Genomic DNA, 13,191 nt, shown 5'->3' with positions numbered 1-13,191 from the left:
GATGGCTGCGCTGGGGTAGAGAAATCAGGGCCCGTCTGAGTCGTCTGCGTCCGGATCGACGTTCCATCGCCGGGGTAGGTCTGCGTCGCAGAAGACGCAGACGAAGTGGCCTTCTCGCACAATGTTGTGCTCCTGGCAGGTGGGACACCGACGGAAGACCACTGCGTGGGTGAAGCAGTCCGGGTGGTCGAGGCCGGCTTGGTCCAGCGCCTGTGCGACAGCCGGCCATGAGGCAACATCCGGGCAGTAGCCGGTCGACTGATTGCTGACCTCGTTCACCACCCAGCGTCCGGCGACGCGGTAGAAACTGACTTCGCCGGCGCCCAGCACCCGTTCGCCGCTCGCGACGCAAGCGACGTGTTCGCTGCGGCGTGGGGCCAGCCGCAGGGCGCCGTCCGTGCCGACGACGAATGTGGAGGGCTCGTCCAGTTCCTCGGCGGACCGGGCTGCAACCCAGGTCGCGAATTCGGCGGCTGTACGGATTGTGGCACCGCTGTCTGCTGACTGGACGGCAGCGATCACATGGTGCGGTCCGACGTAGCGGTAGGCCCGGTCCGAGGCGGTCATGTCGGTCAACGTAGAACACGCAGTCTGGGCGCACTCAGAGTTTCGGCGCGTGGACCTATGCTTTCCAGCGGGTCACCGGGTGTTGGTCCTTGCGAGTATGCAGGGAGATCTCGGGGCCTTCGTAGGTCACGCGGAAGTGGGTGTCCTCGACGTAGATGGTGACGATCCGGCCCACGTAGGTGCGTCCGACGCGAAGGCGCTGGCGGGCCACCATCACGACGCCGTCGGTTGGGAGCTTGCGCTCGACGCTGACCGCGGCCGGGACCGGCGGAAGCTGCGTCGCTGCGACGCGGGCACCGACGAGCCGTGGGTGCTCTGCGGCTGTGATCGGCGATGGCAGGGTCTTGGCCAGCAGTCCGTCGTGCACCGCCTGGAGGACGTGCCCGTCGAGTCGCAAGGTGATCCGCCGGTTGGCGAGTTCGGAGCCGATCTTAACTGGTCGGACTCGTCCGCGGTCGACGCGATGTCTCCCGCAAGCCTTCGAGGCCGCTTGCGGCGTACCTCGCCTTCCAGGTGTAGACCGACTGCCGGGAGGCGCCGTACCGCTGAGCGACCTCCGTGATCGGCGAACCGTCAAGCACGTCCAGCACCGCCCGGTACCTCTGCTCGACCAACCAGTCGACCTGCTGCTGGCTCTCCGCCTCCTGAGTCACACCCACAGCATCTGAAACACCATCAGAAACTGTCAACGGCGTCCCGAGAACATCACGTCAACTATGTCCTGAGCCCTCACACGACACTGATCAACTGCGCTTGAATTCCACCGGTCCGGCGTCCATCAGCACCGTGCCGTCGGTGTGCAACACCGGCCGCTTCTCCGTGAACCGCCTGCTGTAACGCTCGACATGACTGATGGACACCCCGTGCGGATCCGTGAAGTCGACGAAGGCGATGGCTACCCAGTACGACGTGTTGGTGTCGTCGTACAGCGGCACCGTCACCGTCGAGCCGATCCCGTTCGAGACGACGACCCGCGCACCGTAACTGCGGAAGCTGCCGGCACCGTTGCTTATCGCGCTGTACGCGCAGATCAGGGCGTACCCCTGCCGGTCCGGACGGACGATGTTGACGGTCTCCTCGCCCGGCGCTTTCGCATCACCGCTCAACTGCATGTACGGCGGCTCCGTCAACGAGCCGAGGTTCTTGTAATAGAGAGCCCGGCCCGCATCGGTACGGGTCGCGAGCGCCGCTTGCAGGGCGTTGGCCTCCTCCTTGTTCTTGCTGCGGAACAAGCCGCGCTGAATCTGCGGGAAGACATGGCCGGGCGCATGGTCAGCGCTCCGTACGGCCGCGTCGGCCGGCACGAACAGCGTGTAGAGATCAAGATCTGCGCCCCGCGCGCGGCGCTCATCGCTGCCGCCGTCCCATTGCAGCGACGCTGTGACGATCAGGCCACGGTCTTCTTTGTCGAGTGACATCCGGGCCTGGCCGCCTTTGGCGAGGCTGACCTGCCCCAGCCGTTCCTTGCTGGAGTCCATCTCTGGATTCAACCACCATAGGCCGTAGCCGTAAACTGTGTTGACCAGCGTAAGTAGGGCTTTCGTCCTGTAACCCGAGCAACCCTCCGCGAACTTATGCGGTGCAGCACTATTGATCAGAAACTCATGGGGTTGGCGTCCATGACATAGCGGACGTGTGGGCCGCCGAAATGCCGCGGACGATGTGCGGCCGGCGCTGGCGTCTGCGGAGGAAGCGGCGGGTCTCGGCGGCGAGTTCGGCCTGATCGTGGGCTCGATGCTGCTTGGACAGGCCGCGTTGAGGTCGGCGCCGACCAGGTCGGCGATCACTCCACCGCCACCACGTGCACACCACCACGGGGCAAGAACGCCCTCACCGAGTCACCCCGGGTCCCATCACCCCCACAAGGCCAGAGCATCCTTCTCGGCGCGCGCAGGCGACAGGCGTCCTCAAGGGGGCGCAGAAGGCGTGGTGGTTCATCCGTACCGCCGCAGCACCCACCCGCAACCGGACGGCACTCATGTCAAGCACACTTGACACCGAGGCGGGCGCTTCATAGCGTGTCAAGTGAACTTGACATCGCATCGGAGGGGTGGCACCCGTGCAAGCAGACAGCGAGATCAAAGCGAGCGCTCGGCTCGTGCTCTGGACGATCGCCTGGGCAGCGACCCTTGCCCTGGCCAAGTTCGGCCCGCGACTGCTGTGGGAGCCGCCACAGCAGGTGGCGAACTGGGCCGCCGTTGCCGTCAATCTCGCCGTCGGCGTCGGGTGGATCGTCGCGTTCACGCGCTTTCTCCGCGCACTCGATGAGCTGCAACGGAAGATCATGCAGGATGCGATGGCGGTCACCCTCGGTGTGGGGTGGGTTGTCGGATTCTCCTATGTCGTCGCGGACGCTGCCGATCTCGTCGCGCACGATGTCGACATCGCTGTCCTCCCCGCACTCATGGGAGTCGTCTTTATGATCGCCTTCGTCGTCGGCAAGATCCGATACCGATGAGGAACCGCATCACAGTCCTTCGCGCCGAACGCAGTTGGACTCAGGCTGACCTGGCTCAGCGTATCGGCGTGTCCAGGCAGACGATCAATGCCATCGAAACAGGGAAGTTCGACCCAAGCCTTCCCGTCGCCTTCCGCCTCGCCAAGCTCTTCGGCCTGAGGATCGAAGAGATCTTCCTCGACGAATGAACCCAAAACGTATCTGATCAATAGATGCGAGGACGGCAACAGCCGGGAGGTTCCCGCCATTCGCCGCTGCGGTACTGGCTGACCTCGATCCTTCTTGACTGGCCGGTGACAGAGTCGGTGGTCCGTTTCGTTGTTGATGGCCGTTGTTGGGCGGGCCGAGGTCCCGAGTGTCGTCTCAGGTGCACGCCGGGTTCCACTGCTCCGGACTGGAACATCCTCTCGTAGGACCAGGAGAACCACTGGTCAGCCGGAGTTCGGCAGGAATGCGAGCCGTTCGAGGGCAGTGGTGATTTCGAACGTCCAGGGCCATTTACGGGCCGGTGAGTTCGGCGACCCGGGCCCCGTCACGGACCTCGCCGTCCTACTCGACCGCAGGCGCCCAGACCGAGGCCGGAACCTTGAGAACGTACTGGTGGATGGCCTCGGTGATCACCATGCCGACCGAGTAGGACAGTCACCGCCCGCGCTGGGCGAGTCAGGCAACGAACTCAACGGTCCCGCCCGCGGAATCACAGTGGATCAGAGGCTGCCGGTCCCGCCGGTACTTCTTCGGCAGTTGGGCCAGGGCACGGCGGGCGGCAGGGACGTGGTCGGCGGCCGTGCTCGAGCCCGCGTTCCCGGAACGCAGGAGGGCCGCGACGGGTTCGCCGGTTCCCTCCAGGGCGTGGTCGACGAATGTCGCGCCTGGGCCGGGTTTCCGCTGTCCGGTCCGGTCTAGTGTTCACTAGGCGCATGACAGGCAGTTCAGAGCAGCACCGTTGGAGAAGTGCGGTCTCTGCCCTCAGCGATGCTGTCCCCGGGGATCTGCGACGGTCTCCCCTCGGCTGGGCCGGCGTACGGGCGTGGGAAGCGGCTCACGGCATCGAACTACCAGAGCCCTACCGTACGTTCGTCGCAGAGGTTTCCAACGGCTCGTCGGAGGGTGAATCCATGGCTCACCGACTCCTCCCGTTGGGAGGGCTGCCTCAGAACTGGCTGAGCTGGAAGGCCGATTGCTGGCTCAGTCCCGAACCATTCGATGGAACGACTGAGCGCAAGCTCACCGATCCGTTCCCGCTGGCGGAGGAGTGGCAGTGGGAGTACGACTACTACGACCACGATGAGCACTCCCCTCTGCTCCACGGCATCTATCAGAACGGCTCGGTTCTCCTGGGTGGCAACCGCGACTGCGAGTTCTGGGTACTCGTGGTCACGGGGGCTCAGCGGGGCCGGGTCTGGTGGCTGGGGGATGGATGTGCGGCTCCGTACGCGGACCTGGGGGAGGAAAACGAGTCCGAGGCCGACTTCGTGGCCTGGTTCCAGGAGTGGCAAGCCGACCGAGGCTGGTGGACCGAGCACGTCGACGGGTAGGTCTCATCGGACGGTTGCCTGATCGGCCGAAGGGCCTGCCGTGACGCACAGGCCCCTGTACTCGGGCTTCTGATCCATAGTTCAAAGCGGATCGGGCAGTGGCGGCGGTCATACAGGTCGCTCGGTGGCTGCTGGGAAGGGCTCACGGTAGGAGTCGGTTACTGAGGTTGCTGGATCCACCTGCCGTACGGTCTGGGCCGCTTCACGCTTCCTGGCGAGGTTGCTGCGGCCGGTCACGTTGTCGGGGTGGGCCCAGCACCTGCTCACGCTGGGCAAAGCGATGTCGCTTCCCCGGTGATTCTCCGGTGATTCCCGTCCGATCTGGTGCGGCTGTGGTGCGCGCAATGGCCATCCATGCCCCAATGTCACCTACCGCTTCTGCGCCCTGTAGCGCTTCATGAGCGCCGTGATCCGTGTGTGGTCCGCTTGGCCGTTGAGCTCGGCTACGAGATCGTCGGGGCACAACTCGTAGAGATCGCCTCACCATCGACGTCCTCGGTTGTCCCAGATCCGGTATCCACCTGGCACGCCCCTGGCGACGTAGCGTCTTCGGCTCATGGTCCCCCCGTTTTCCCTGGCACCGTTCGTGCTGTCCTTCAGCGATGCGTCCCCGACGCGTGACGATCCGCGGGCTGCGGCCGCTCGACGAGGCACCATGCGGCTGCCGGCTCGCACGCTCTCCACATGTGGTGGTGGCACCGGGGGCCTCGAACGGAGTTGTTCACCTGCGTTCCTATGCGGCCAGCCGTCTGAGCGGCTACCACGACCGGTCTCGTCTGAACGGCGGTGAACGATGCTCAATGAGAAGGAAACTGAGACGGGCGGCCAAGCCAGGTGTCGGCGACGGCTCAAAGGTAGACCAGTGGCGGCGCTTGAAAATTGGCCCCTCCAGGGGCTGGCTCGTTGAGTCAGGCCGGGAGAAGTGGTGATCAGCGTGGAGGACTCGGCGGAGTTCCGTCGGTTTCACCGGGCCGAGCCGATGCCGGAGCGGGTGATCGCAAGGAAGCTGGGGAAGCCGTCCAGCGATCACCACCGACGGTCACATCCGCCTCAAGTAGAGCCGTTGCCGGGCCAGGTCATGACACCTTGCGTCCTGAACCCTGCCGGGGCCGGGACGGAAGGTGTCCATCACTCGGGGACAGCTCCCCCGTTCTGGGATCGCCGGTCAGCCGATGATGGCGACCGGGGCGTCCCAGGCGTTGCGGTCGATGTTGATGGTGTGACCGCCGCGGGTCTCCTTGCTGTTGGCCTTGTACTGGTGGCCGCGGCTGTGGTTGGTGTACAGCGTGGGGTCCCAGGGCCAGTCCTTGGTGGTGGTCTCCTGGCCGTTCCACAGCGCGTACCAGAGGTTGCCCGGCAGGTCCGTCCGGTCCTTGGCGGTGGCGATCGCCTTGGCGCTGGAGCTGCTGAAGCCGTAGAGGCCGGCGCGGTAGGTCTTGGCGCGCAGGGTCTTGGTGAAGGACCGCACGTAGGTCAGGGTGGCGTCGTTGCACGCCTTGTCGGCGATGTCGTACGACTCCATGTTGAGGTAGATCGCGCTGCCGGGCTTCATGCCGAGCGCCGAGGCCTTGGCGATGGCGTCGTTGGCGTTGCTCACCCCGACCGAGGCGGCGGTGGCGGCGGTGAACCGCTCCTTGTTCAGGCTCTTCTGGCAGGGCGGCTGGGCACCGACGTACAGGGGGATGACCCGCCACCCGAGCGTGTCGACGGACTTCACCCAGGACTTGGTCAGGTTGGGCTGGGCGCAGCCGCGGTTCTTGCCGCCGATGTAGACCGCGACGCCGCCGTAGTAGGCGTCGTTCTTCCAGGCTTTCATCGCGGTGAGCGAGGGCGCGGTGCAGGCATCGAACGCCCGGCCCGTGTACGTCTTCTGGGCGGGCCACGCCGGAGCGGCCATCGAGGACTGCGCCGCGATCCCTGCGCCGGCCACGACAACGACGCCTGTCGCCCCCATGGCGATGAAACGGCTCTTTCTGGACAGCCGGTGCTTCGGCATTCCCCACCCCATACGAATTCGGTCTCCGGTCCTCCGGAGCCCGCCCACCCTATCCAGATACGGCGGAACCACAGCGATGGGTCAGGGCCCTCCAGGCCCTGGTAGCGGCCCTCACACGCCGAAACGCTGACACCAGGGTCTGCGCTGCGAGCGGGACAGCCGGCTCGCCGCGCCAGCAGCGGATGGCGGCCCCGGACACTGTGTAGCCCGTAGCCGTGGTAGCCCGTGGCCGTGGCGGCCCATCGCTTGTTGCGCCGGGTACTGGGCCGCGATGGAGAAGGACGGTCACGACCTTGAGTTCGAAGGCGAACGACATTGGAGTTAGCAACCAGATCAGTCGACTCTTGGGCCGGTCCATCTCCAGCAGGGGCTTGACCAGCGTGAAACTCTGGGGCTCCACAGCCAGTGCCGTCGTTGAGGAGGCGGAGGTGTGAGCGTGTCGGCGAGAGCGCTGTGTTCGCAGAGACGTCCGCCAAGCAGTCGCCCCTCGTCGCCACAGCGATCGCAGAAGAAGTCGCGCACGATCCCCGCGCAGTCCGGACGGATGGGTGTGCCACTGCTGTCTCGCCCCGGCAGCAAGCGATCGGTGTCGCCATCGGGGCAGCGGCCACGGACTCGCATTGCCTGCCCGTAGCAGGTCGAGCAGATCGGGCCGTGCGACCACTCCGCGGGCTTCGAGGCTCGACGGCCGCAGCGTGCACAGTCGCAGATCAGCCACCGCTCGTACTCCACTGGCGCCACCGCTCACCCCTCCGGCGTCAGTCGGACCCGTGCGGATCGCCGGGCGGCCAGGTTGATCGGAGCTTCCTCGCCGACGGCTCGGCAGGCTCGCAGGTTCTGGGCCGAGGTGGTGATCAGGTCAGTGGGCGTGCAGTCGAGGATGTCGCAGAGGGGCGGTCAGACGTCCTGGACGAAGCAGTCTCGGGGTGGGCGGGCCACTGCCCGCAGGAGGACTCGTCGACCGGGATTCTTCCTGCCGGAGCCGACCGTGACCGTCGATGAATGCGGTCCGATTCGCCAGGGCGGCCGGATCGCGCTCAGACACAGCTCGTTGGTTCGGTGGTGGTCACCCGGTGTCGAGCATGAATGGGTTTCCGTGTCTCGGGAGCCGAGCCACGCGGCCCCGGAGCGGGCGTCGAACGCCGGGGTCGTCTCGCACGGTTGTTCGTTGCTTCGTAAGATCTGGGGGCGAGGTAGTGCCGCAGTGGCCGAGTGCTCGCCCAAGAACCTCGGAGAACTCCATGCGCCATCCTCTCGTGATCGCCGTTGCCGCCGCGCTGTTGTGCGCCGGCTGCTCCACGGCCGACGCCCGTCACCACGACAAGACCAAGGCCGCGTCACCGTCACCGTCACCTTCTCCCGAATCGTCGTCCGACCCCCGCTCCGCCGTACGAGCGGCCGTCGCCGCTCTCCGCGAGACAAGCGCCCGGTTCCGCCAGGACGTCGAACTGGAAGGTGGGGGCCAGGTGTACGGCCTCACCGTCACCGGCGGCTTCGACTTCGCCGCGGACAAGGGCCATCTGGCGGTCGACCTCCCCGGTGGCGCCATCGACCACAGCGACCAGGTCTTCGCGGACGGCAAGATCTACATCAGCGGTGCCGAAGGTGTCGACGAGGATGCCTGGGGCGTCCTGCCCCGGGACAAGGCGGAGGCTCACTACCTGCTGCGAGCCCCGCTCAACGACCCCGAGCACATCCTTGTGCAGATCGCCGCCATGGGCGAGATCTCCCGGGCGGGCGAGGAAAAGGTCCAAGGGGTCCACGCCGTGCACTACCGCGGCGTCCTCGACCACCGAACCGTCACCCTGCGCATGGCGGGGGACGTGCGCACGAAAATGGACCAGGCCCGCGACATGCTGGGCAGCAACCTCCCGGTCTTCGCCGACGCGTGGGTCGACAGCCGGGGGCGGCTCGTGCAGACCCGCGCAAGCGTCAACATGGCCGGTGCGAGCGCGACACTGATCATGACCCTGATGGACATGGGCGAACCGGTCCATGTGACGGTGCCCCGGGCCTCGGACACGGTCCCCGTCACCAAGGTCAGCGGCATCCTGACTGGCTGAGCTGCCGCAGCCGCCGCATGCGCGGACGGCCGCCACGAGCCCGCGAGTGATCGCTCCTGGATCCCGCACGACCGCGCCGGCCGAGACGGCGCGGTCCCGCCCTGGCGCGGGAGCGGGGCAACGCGGGAGAGGCGGATGAACTCGCAGTGGGCGCGGTTCGTGAACAGCAAGGACGGCATCCGCGGGATGACGCGCCTGGCCCTCGCTGAAGTGGCCGTAGGGCGCCGGCCACCGTCACTTCGCTCAGCTGACGCAGTCTTGGACGGCTTTACCGGCCAGCAGGCGTGCTGGTTCGCGGAGTTCGTCACTTATGGAATCCGCCGCGTCCGCATCAAGTGTGACCGTCCCGGTATGGGCCGCAGCCTCGCCGAGGGACAGTCGCCTGATGCGTACGCTCACGCGAGGGAGGCCAAGGCCGTCATCCTGAACGGGACCACTCGGCGCGTCGGGAATGGTCCGCGTTCCATCGCAGTGGTGGACGCCGTCGATCCCTTCGCGCACCCCGTCAGGCAACGCCGCCGCGAATGCGGCGACTTCTGTCCAGAATTCCTGGTCCGTCCTCCGCGCGGCGTCAGCCCGGCCGAAGGTCCGCCTGGCGACCGCCAGTCGGTGCACCTCGGCGTTGACGATGCCGGCAAGCAGTTGATCGCGTGCGGCGGCAACTGCTGCCTGGGTGGAAGCTGTCCGCGCCGCCACCGTGTCCGCCTGGAACTCCGCGCGTCGCACACCGGGCAGCGTGAGCCGCATCAGCAGGCTTCGTGTCCCTTTCACCATCAGAGCGGGTATCCACAGCGCCCCATGCGTGAGGCGACGTTGGCGATCGAAGCGTACTGATGCCGCGGCCATCTCGTCCGCGTGACGCGAGCCGGGGGAGACGGACGTCCTGAGGATCGCGCTCACTGTTCCGGGGCGGCGCTCCGTGAGAGGTGACCGATCACCCAGTGAACTGAGCGCCGCACCGACCAGAACCCCACGCCGGATGTCACCGGACACGAAGTGCGCCATCTCGTGTGCGGCGACGGCGACCCGCTGTTGTAGTGCGAAGGTCAGCCACAGAGGAAGCCCGAGTTCGAGGCGACGCTTGCCCCGGATGCCGTAGGTCGAGATCCGCAGTGCGAATTCCGCGCTGACCTGAACGGCTTCCAGGCGCCTCACGCCGACTGCGTCCGCTATGGCATCCAGCAGCGCATACAGTGCCGGAGCATCCTCACGGGTCAAGACGGGCAGGTCCCGATCGAGCCCGCCCAATCGAGGAAACAGCCGGCCGGCGGCCCCGAGCAGCAGCATTCCGATCAGCGGCAGTACAACCGTGCTCCACCCGAACACGGTCAGGAGCAGACCGCCGATCAGCATCCCAGCCGTCAGGAAATGCACCAGACACGCAACCCCATGGGCTGCGATGGTCGCCACTCCCCCGCGGCGCAATCCGGCAATCCTCGACCATGCAGGCACTGTTTCCCCCTGCCGCGGGACTCCGCCCGACAATGCCTCCAGCATTTGCAGCAACGGAGTGGGCAGGTAGGGCCGCCGCATCGAAGAGGGCTTGCTGAGGTTTCGACGCGGTCCGGCCATCCGTCTGATGGTCAGAAGGGTCTCCCGCCACCACTCGTTCCTCACATCGCGGGACTCGTCCATGGCGTGTGTCAGCGGCCATTGGGCATCCCCCGCTCGCGTGCGGTCATGAGCCGGCGGCGTCAGATCGCCTAGACCGCTGGCGCAGTGCTGTCCGGAACCGGCCTGGGACTCACCCCCCAGCAGCGTCAAGTCCGAGGTCGACGATCAGTAGAGTTGCCCGTTCGCTCAGGGATATGGAGGGCTCCGCCATGAAGTACACCGTCTCGATCGAGATCGCCGTGCCGCGGGAGAGGGTGGTGCAGTTGCTCGCCGACCCGGCACACCTGCCGAAGTGGCTGCGAGGCCTGGTGCTGCACGAGCCGCTGAGTGGCGTGCACGGGCAGGTCGGTACAGAGTCGCGGGTCGTGATGCAGATGGGCCAGCGGAAGTTCGAGTGCACCGAGACCATCACGCGCCGGGAACCGGAAGACCTGCACGGGATCCCGAAAGGAAGCGTCGTTCATTTCGACCGCGAGATCGTCGGCGAGGGCATGTGGAGCGCCGTGCGCGACAGACTGACCGAGGCCGGTCCGCAGACGACGCTCTGGGTGAGCGAGAACGAATACCGGTTCAGCGGCTTGCTGATGCGGCTGGTAGGGGTCCTGATGCCCGGCGCCTTCCGTAAGCAGTCGCAACAGCACATGCAGGACTTCAAGGCGTTCGCCGAGCAGGGAAAGGACGTCCGCGAAGCGAAGGGCTGAACTGCTGGCGGACAGCGGCGTCGACAACGTCGCGACCGAGGACATCCGCACCGCGCTCGCGACGGCCCGGCTCATGAAGCCGCGGTCACGCAGCCCTGACGGCTCGATTGCGGCTGGTGACACGGTTCTTCCCGGCACGTCGGCCGGGAGTTCAGCGTGACTGAGGCGCTTGCACCCAAAGCCCACGGCGTCTTCGGCAAGCAGGGTCGAACGTGGGGTGGGTTCGTGGTCTCTGAAGCGGCAGAGGACCATTCGCTCCTCGATCTGATGCCGATCTTCGAGGCCGGCTCAGTGAACGGAGAACCCGCCGTCGACGAAGATCGCCTGCCCGGTGACGTAACTGGAGGCGCGGCTGGCCAGGAACACAGCCGCTCCGGTGAAGTCCTCGGCCAGACCGTTGCGCCCGACCAGCGTGCGCGCGGCCAGCGCCGCCACCTTCTCCGGGTCGGACGACAACCGCGCGTTGAGCGGGGTCATGACGAAGCCGGGCACCAGCGTGTTGCAGGTGACGCCGTACGGCGACCACGCCTCAGCCTGTGAGCGGGCCAGCGACTCCAGTGCTCCCTTGGAGACCCCGTAGGCGCCGCTCTGGACGAACGCCCGGTGCGCCTGTTGGGAGGTGATGTGGATGATCCGTCCGAAGCCCCGCTCGGCCATGCCGGGCCCGAACCGCCGGCCCAACAAATAGGGTGCCTCCAGGTTCACCGCCATCGTGGCGTCCCACACGTCCTCGCCCAGCTCGCCCATCGGCGGACGCAGATTGATCCCGGCGCTGTTGACCAGAATGTCGGGCTCGCCGAACACCTCGGCAGCCTGCTCCGCCGCCGCGCGCACCCCGTCGCGGGTGCCCAGGTCGGCGCTCACCGCGGCCGCCCGGCAGCCGTCCGCCACCAGCTCGTCGACCGTGGCGGCCAGTTCCGACTCCGTGCGCGCCACGATCACCACGCTCGCCCCCGCTCGCGCGAGAGCCCCGGCGATGGCCCGGCCGATGCCGGAACTGCCGCCCGTCACCACGGCGACCCGCCCGTCCAGCGAGAACAGTTCGGCAAGGTAGTCATGCGAGGTCATGTCCGCACCTTAGGCGGCGCGTCCACCGCGAGAGCGATCGGGGCGGAACGTATGACGTGGGGAGATCACCTGATCAGGTGGCCATCCCATGAGCACCAGGTGGGGAATCGAGGATCGGACCGGAGTGCCATGAACTGTTCGGCAGCGCAGCCCGTTCTCTCTGTGGTCGCGCCACCTGGTACACATTTCGAGTGACGTACTACGCGGACTTGACGCCATACACGTATCACCGGGACAACTGGGCGACAGGGGCGACGGGGCTTTGGCGTGGCGCCCCTTTGGTCAACGTGGGCTGGCTTGAGCGCGGCCGGCCTTACGAGCAGGGCGTTGCTCACGCCGGGCTGGCTGCAGTGCTGAGCCGCATGAGCAGCACGCATCGAGCTCAGCAGACCCGTGGATTCCACTCCTGCCCCCTCTGCGCTTCGCGGATATTCGGCAGTCGCGCCCGTCATCCGCAGGGAAGTGCCGAGATATGGGTCATGGGTGGAGACGTTGCCTACGCCGCCCCTGAACTGATCGCTCACTATGTCGAGGAACACAACTATGTGCCGCCGGCCGCCTTTGTCCAGGCGGTTCTCGCCACGGTGTGAACCCGGACGGTTTCACGGCTGGGTGAGGATCCGGGTCTGATTGGACGGCTCGCCGGTGAGGTCGGTGCGCACCACGATCATGTCCAGGAAGCAGCCGACCGTCGCCTCCGCCGCGACGGAGTGCCGTCCCCCGTGGGGGACACCCACCGCGACGTCGCCGGTGTCCGCCAGCCGGCCGAGCAGTGCCTGCCAGTCGCCCTCGGCACCATGAACGCGGTGGCGCCGGTCTTCGCGGCGACCTCACGCAGCCGGGCCGCCGTTCGTGGCGGCACGTGACCGCCGTGGTACCGCCCTGCCAGGCCGACCGCAACGTGCGCGGCCGGTCGGTGGGAAGGTCGAGCACGGGGGCAGCCCGTCCAGGTACCCGGTCCAGCAGTCGAGCTCGGCCGACGCCTCGGCCGGCGCGTCCTCCGACAGGTCCACGACCGACACCGGCACGTCGGCGGCAGAGCCCGCACGCACCGGCGGTTCGGGTCCGTCCGCGTCCAGGACGCCGCGCAGCACGTGGTGGCGTTCCGCGAGGTCCCGTACCGCGCCGAGCAGTGCCTGCTCGTCCACCTGCCCGGTCAGCCGCGCCACCAGGGCACGTTGTGCGC

At 67.0% G+C, this 13,191-nt stretch carries 14 protein-coding genes and 3 pseudogenes; 6 read left to right on the top strand and 11 right to left on the bottom strand.

What is annotated here, in order from left to right; genetic code table 11:
* Positions 1–24: 24 nt before the first annotated feature.
* The 4 genes and pseudogenes from ACWCPM_RS07845 to ACWCPM_RS07830 form a co-directional block, all read right to left on the bottom strand.
* On the bottom strand, positions 25–567 hold the full coding sequence (locus ACWCPM_RS07845; protein ID WP_450975246.1) for a hypothetical protein: 543 nt from the start codon (positions 565–567) through the stop codon (positions 25–27).
* 55 nt (positions 568–622) lie between these two features.
* Complete coding sequence (locus tag ACWCPM_RS07840) at positions 623–964, bottom strand: hypothetical protein (RefSeq protein WP_450975245.1); 342 nt, start codon at positions 962–964, stop codon at positions 623–625.
* Positions 965–1,007: 43 nt separating this feature from the next.
* Positions 1,008–1,220, bottom strand: a pseudogene (locus ACWCPM_RS07835) (helix-turn-helix domain-containing protein); the annotation flags it as partial.
* Positions 1,221–1,310: 90 nt separating this feature from the next.
* On the bottom strand, positions 1,311–2,045 hold the full coding sequence (locus ACWCPM_RS07830; protein WP_450975244.1) for a hypothetical protein: 735 nt from the start codon (positions 2,043–2,045) through the stop codon (positions 1,311–1,313).
* A gap of 581 nt (positions 2,046–2,626) precedes the next feature.
* Here ACWCPM_RS07830 and ACWCPM_RS07825 point away from each other — a divergent pair.
* Positions 2,627–3,025, top strand: coding sequence for a hypothetical protein (locus ACWCPM_RS07825; protein ID WP_450975243.1), 399 nt, complete (start codon positions 2,627–2,629; stop codon positions 3,023–3,025).
* Entirely contained in the window at positions 3,022–3,213 is a 192-nt protein-coding gene (locus ACWCPM_RS07820; RefSeq protein WP_450975242.1) for a helix-turn-helix transcriptional regulator, read from the top strand. The genes ACWCPM_RS07825 and ACWCPM_RS07820 overlap by 4 nt, the downstream gene beginning before the upstream one ends.
* 364 nt (positions 3,214–3,577) lie before the next feature.
* Here ACWCPM_RS07820 and ACWCPM_RS07815 read toward each other — a convergent pair.
* Positions 3,578–3,901, bottom strand: a pseudogene (locus ACWCPM_RS07815) (transposase); the annotation flags it as partial.
* On the opposite strand from ACWCPM_RS07815, the gene ACWCPM_RS07810 reads away from it, so the two are divergent.
* Positions 3,889–4,563, top strand: a complete 675-nt coding sequence (locus ACWCPM_RS07810) for an SMI1/KNR4 family protein (protein WP_450975241.1) — start codon at positions 3,889–3,891, stop codon at positions 4,561–4,563. The pseudogene ACWCPM_RS07815 and the gene ACWCPM_RS07810 overlap by 13 nt on opposite strands.
* 369 nt (positions 4,564–4,932) lie before the next feature.
* On the opposite strand, the pseudogene ACWCPM_RS07805 reads toward ACWCPM_RS07810, so the two are convergent.
* Both ACWCPM_RS07805 and ACWCPM_RS07800 read right to left on the bottom strand, forming a co-directional pair.
* Positions 4,933–5,121: pseudogene (locus ACWCPM_RS07805) on the bottom strand (hypothetical protein).
* Positions 5,122–5,728: 607 nt separating this feature from the next.
* The gene (locus tag ACWCPM_RS07800) at positions 5,729–6,559 is read right to left on the bottom strand and encodes a glycoside hydrolase domain-containing protein (protein ID WP_450975240.1); all 831 of its coding nucleotides are present in this window, start codon (positions 6,557–6,559) and stop codon (positions 5,729–5,731) included.
* A gap of 1,241 nt (positions 6,560–7,800) precedes the next feature.
* Here ACWCPM_RS07800 and ACWCPM_RS07795 point away from each other — a divergent pair.
* Positions 7,801–8,622 (top strand): hypothetical protein, encoded by an 822-nt coding sequence (locus tag ACWCPM_RS07795; protein ID WP_450975239.1) that lies wholly within the window; start codon positions 7,801–7,803, stop codon positions 8,620–8,622.
* Between the two features lie 243 nt (positions 8,623–8,865).
* Here ACWCPM_RS07795 and ACWCPM_RS07790 read toward each other — a convergent pair whose 3' ends face one another.
* Positions 8,866–10,194 (bottom strand): hypothetical protein, encoded by a 1,329-nt coding sequence (locus ACWCPM_RS07790; protein ID WP_450975238.1) that lies wholly within the window; start codon positions 10,192–10,194, stop codon positions 8,866–8,868.
* 251 nt (positions 10,195–10,445) lie between these two features.
* On the opposite strand from ACWCPM_RS07790, the gene ACWCPM_RS07785 reads away from it, so the two are divergent.
* Positions 10,446–10,937 carry an SRPBCC family protein gene (locus ACWCPM_RS07785; RefSeq protein WP_450975237.1) on the top strand — a complete coding sequence of 164 codons (492 nt, stop codon included), beginning with the start codon at positions 10,446–10,448 and terminating at the stop codon, positions 10,935–10,937.
* A gap of 288 nt (positions 10,938–11,225) precedes the next feature.
* On the opposite strand, the gene ACWCPM_RS07780 is transcribed toward ACWCPM_RS07785, so the two are convergent.
* A complete protein-coding gene (locus tag ACWCPM_RS07780) occupies positions 11,226–12,005 on the bottom strand; it encodes an SDR family NAD(P)-dependent oxidoreductase (RefSeq protein WP_450975236.1) in 780 nt (259 codons plus the stop codon).
* Between the two features lie 191 nt (positions 12,006–12,196).
* Here ACWCPM_RS07780 and ACWCPM_RS07775 point away from each other — a divergent pair, with 191 nt between their 5' ends.
* Positions 12,197–12,595, top strand: a complete 399-nt coding sequence (locus ACWCPM_RS07775; RefSeq protein ID WP_450975235.1) for a DUF7919 family protein — start codon at positions 12,197–12,199, stop codon at positions 12,593–12,595.
* A 12-nt stretch (positions 12,596–12,607) separates the two neighbouring features.
* Here ACWCPM_RS07775 and ACWCPM_RS07770 read toward each other — a convergent pair whose 3' ends face one another.
* Positions 12,608–12,742 (bottom strand): hypothetical protein, encoded by a 135-nt coding sequence (locus ACWCPM_RS07770; protein WP_450975234.1) that lies wholly within the window; start codon positions 12,740–12,742, stop codon positions 12,608–12,610.
* A 93-nt stretch (positions 12,743–12,835) separates the two neighbouring features.
* On the bottom strand, positions 12,836–13,174 hold the full coding sequence (locus tag ACWCPM_RS07765) for a hypothetical protein (RefSeq protein ID WP_450975233.1): 339 nt from the start codon (positions 13,172–13,174) through the stop codon (positions 12,836–12,838).
* Positions 13,175–13,191: the final 17 nt, after the last annotated feature.

Source organism: Streptomyces sp. NPDC002309, from assembly GCF_053593375.1.
Note: the sequence above shows the minus strand (reverse complement) of the source record. Positions and strands in the feature narration are given on the sequence as shown.

Bases quoted from the DNA above. Each gene is read 5' to 3' on its own strand.
- ACWCPM_RS07810 (WP_450975241.1), top strand. From the start codon at position 3,889: ATGTCGCGCCTGGGCCGGGTTTCCGCTGTCCGGTCCGGTCTAGTGTTC.
- ACWCPM_RS07790 (WP_450975238.1), bottom strand. From the start codon at position 10,194: ATGGCCGGACCGCGTCGAAACCTCAGCAAGCCCTCTTCGATGCGGCGG.
- ACWCPM_RS07780 (WP_450975236.1), bottom strand. From the start codon at position 12,005: ATGACCTCGCATGACTACCTTGCCGAACTGTTCTCGCTGGACGGGCGG.
- ACWCPM_RS07785 (WP_450975237.1), top strand. From the start codon at position 10,446: ATGAAGTACACCGTCTCGATCGAGATCGCCGTGCCGCGGGAGAGGGTG.
- ACWCPM_RS07830 (WP_450975244.1), bottom strand. From the start codon at position 2,045: ATGGACTCCAGCAAGGAACGGCTGGGGCAGGTCAGCCTCGCCAAAGGC.
- ACWCPM_RS07820 (WP_450975242.1), top strand. From the start codon at position 3,022: ATGAGGAACCGCATCACAGTCCTTCGCGCCGAACGCAGTTGGACTCAG.
- ACWCPM_RS07800 (WP_450975240.1), bottom strand. From the start codon at position 6,559: ATGCCGAAGCACCGGCTGTCCAGAAAGAGCCGTTTCATCGCCATGGGG.
- ACWCPM_RS07845 (WP_450975246.1), bottom strand. From the start codon at position 567: ATGACCGCCTCGGACCGGGCCTACCGCTACGTCGGACCGCACCATGTG.
- ACWCPM_RS07795 (WP_450975239.1), top strand. From the start codon at position 7,801: ATGCGCCATCCTCTCGTGATCGCCGTTGCCGCCGCGCTGTTGTGCGCC.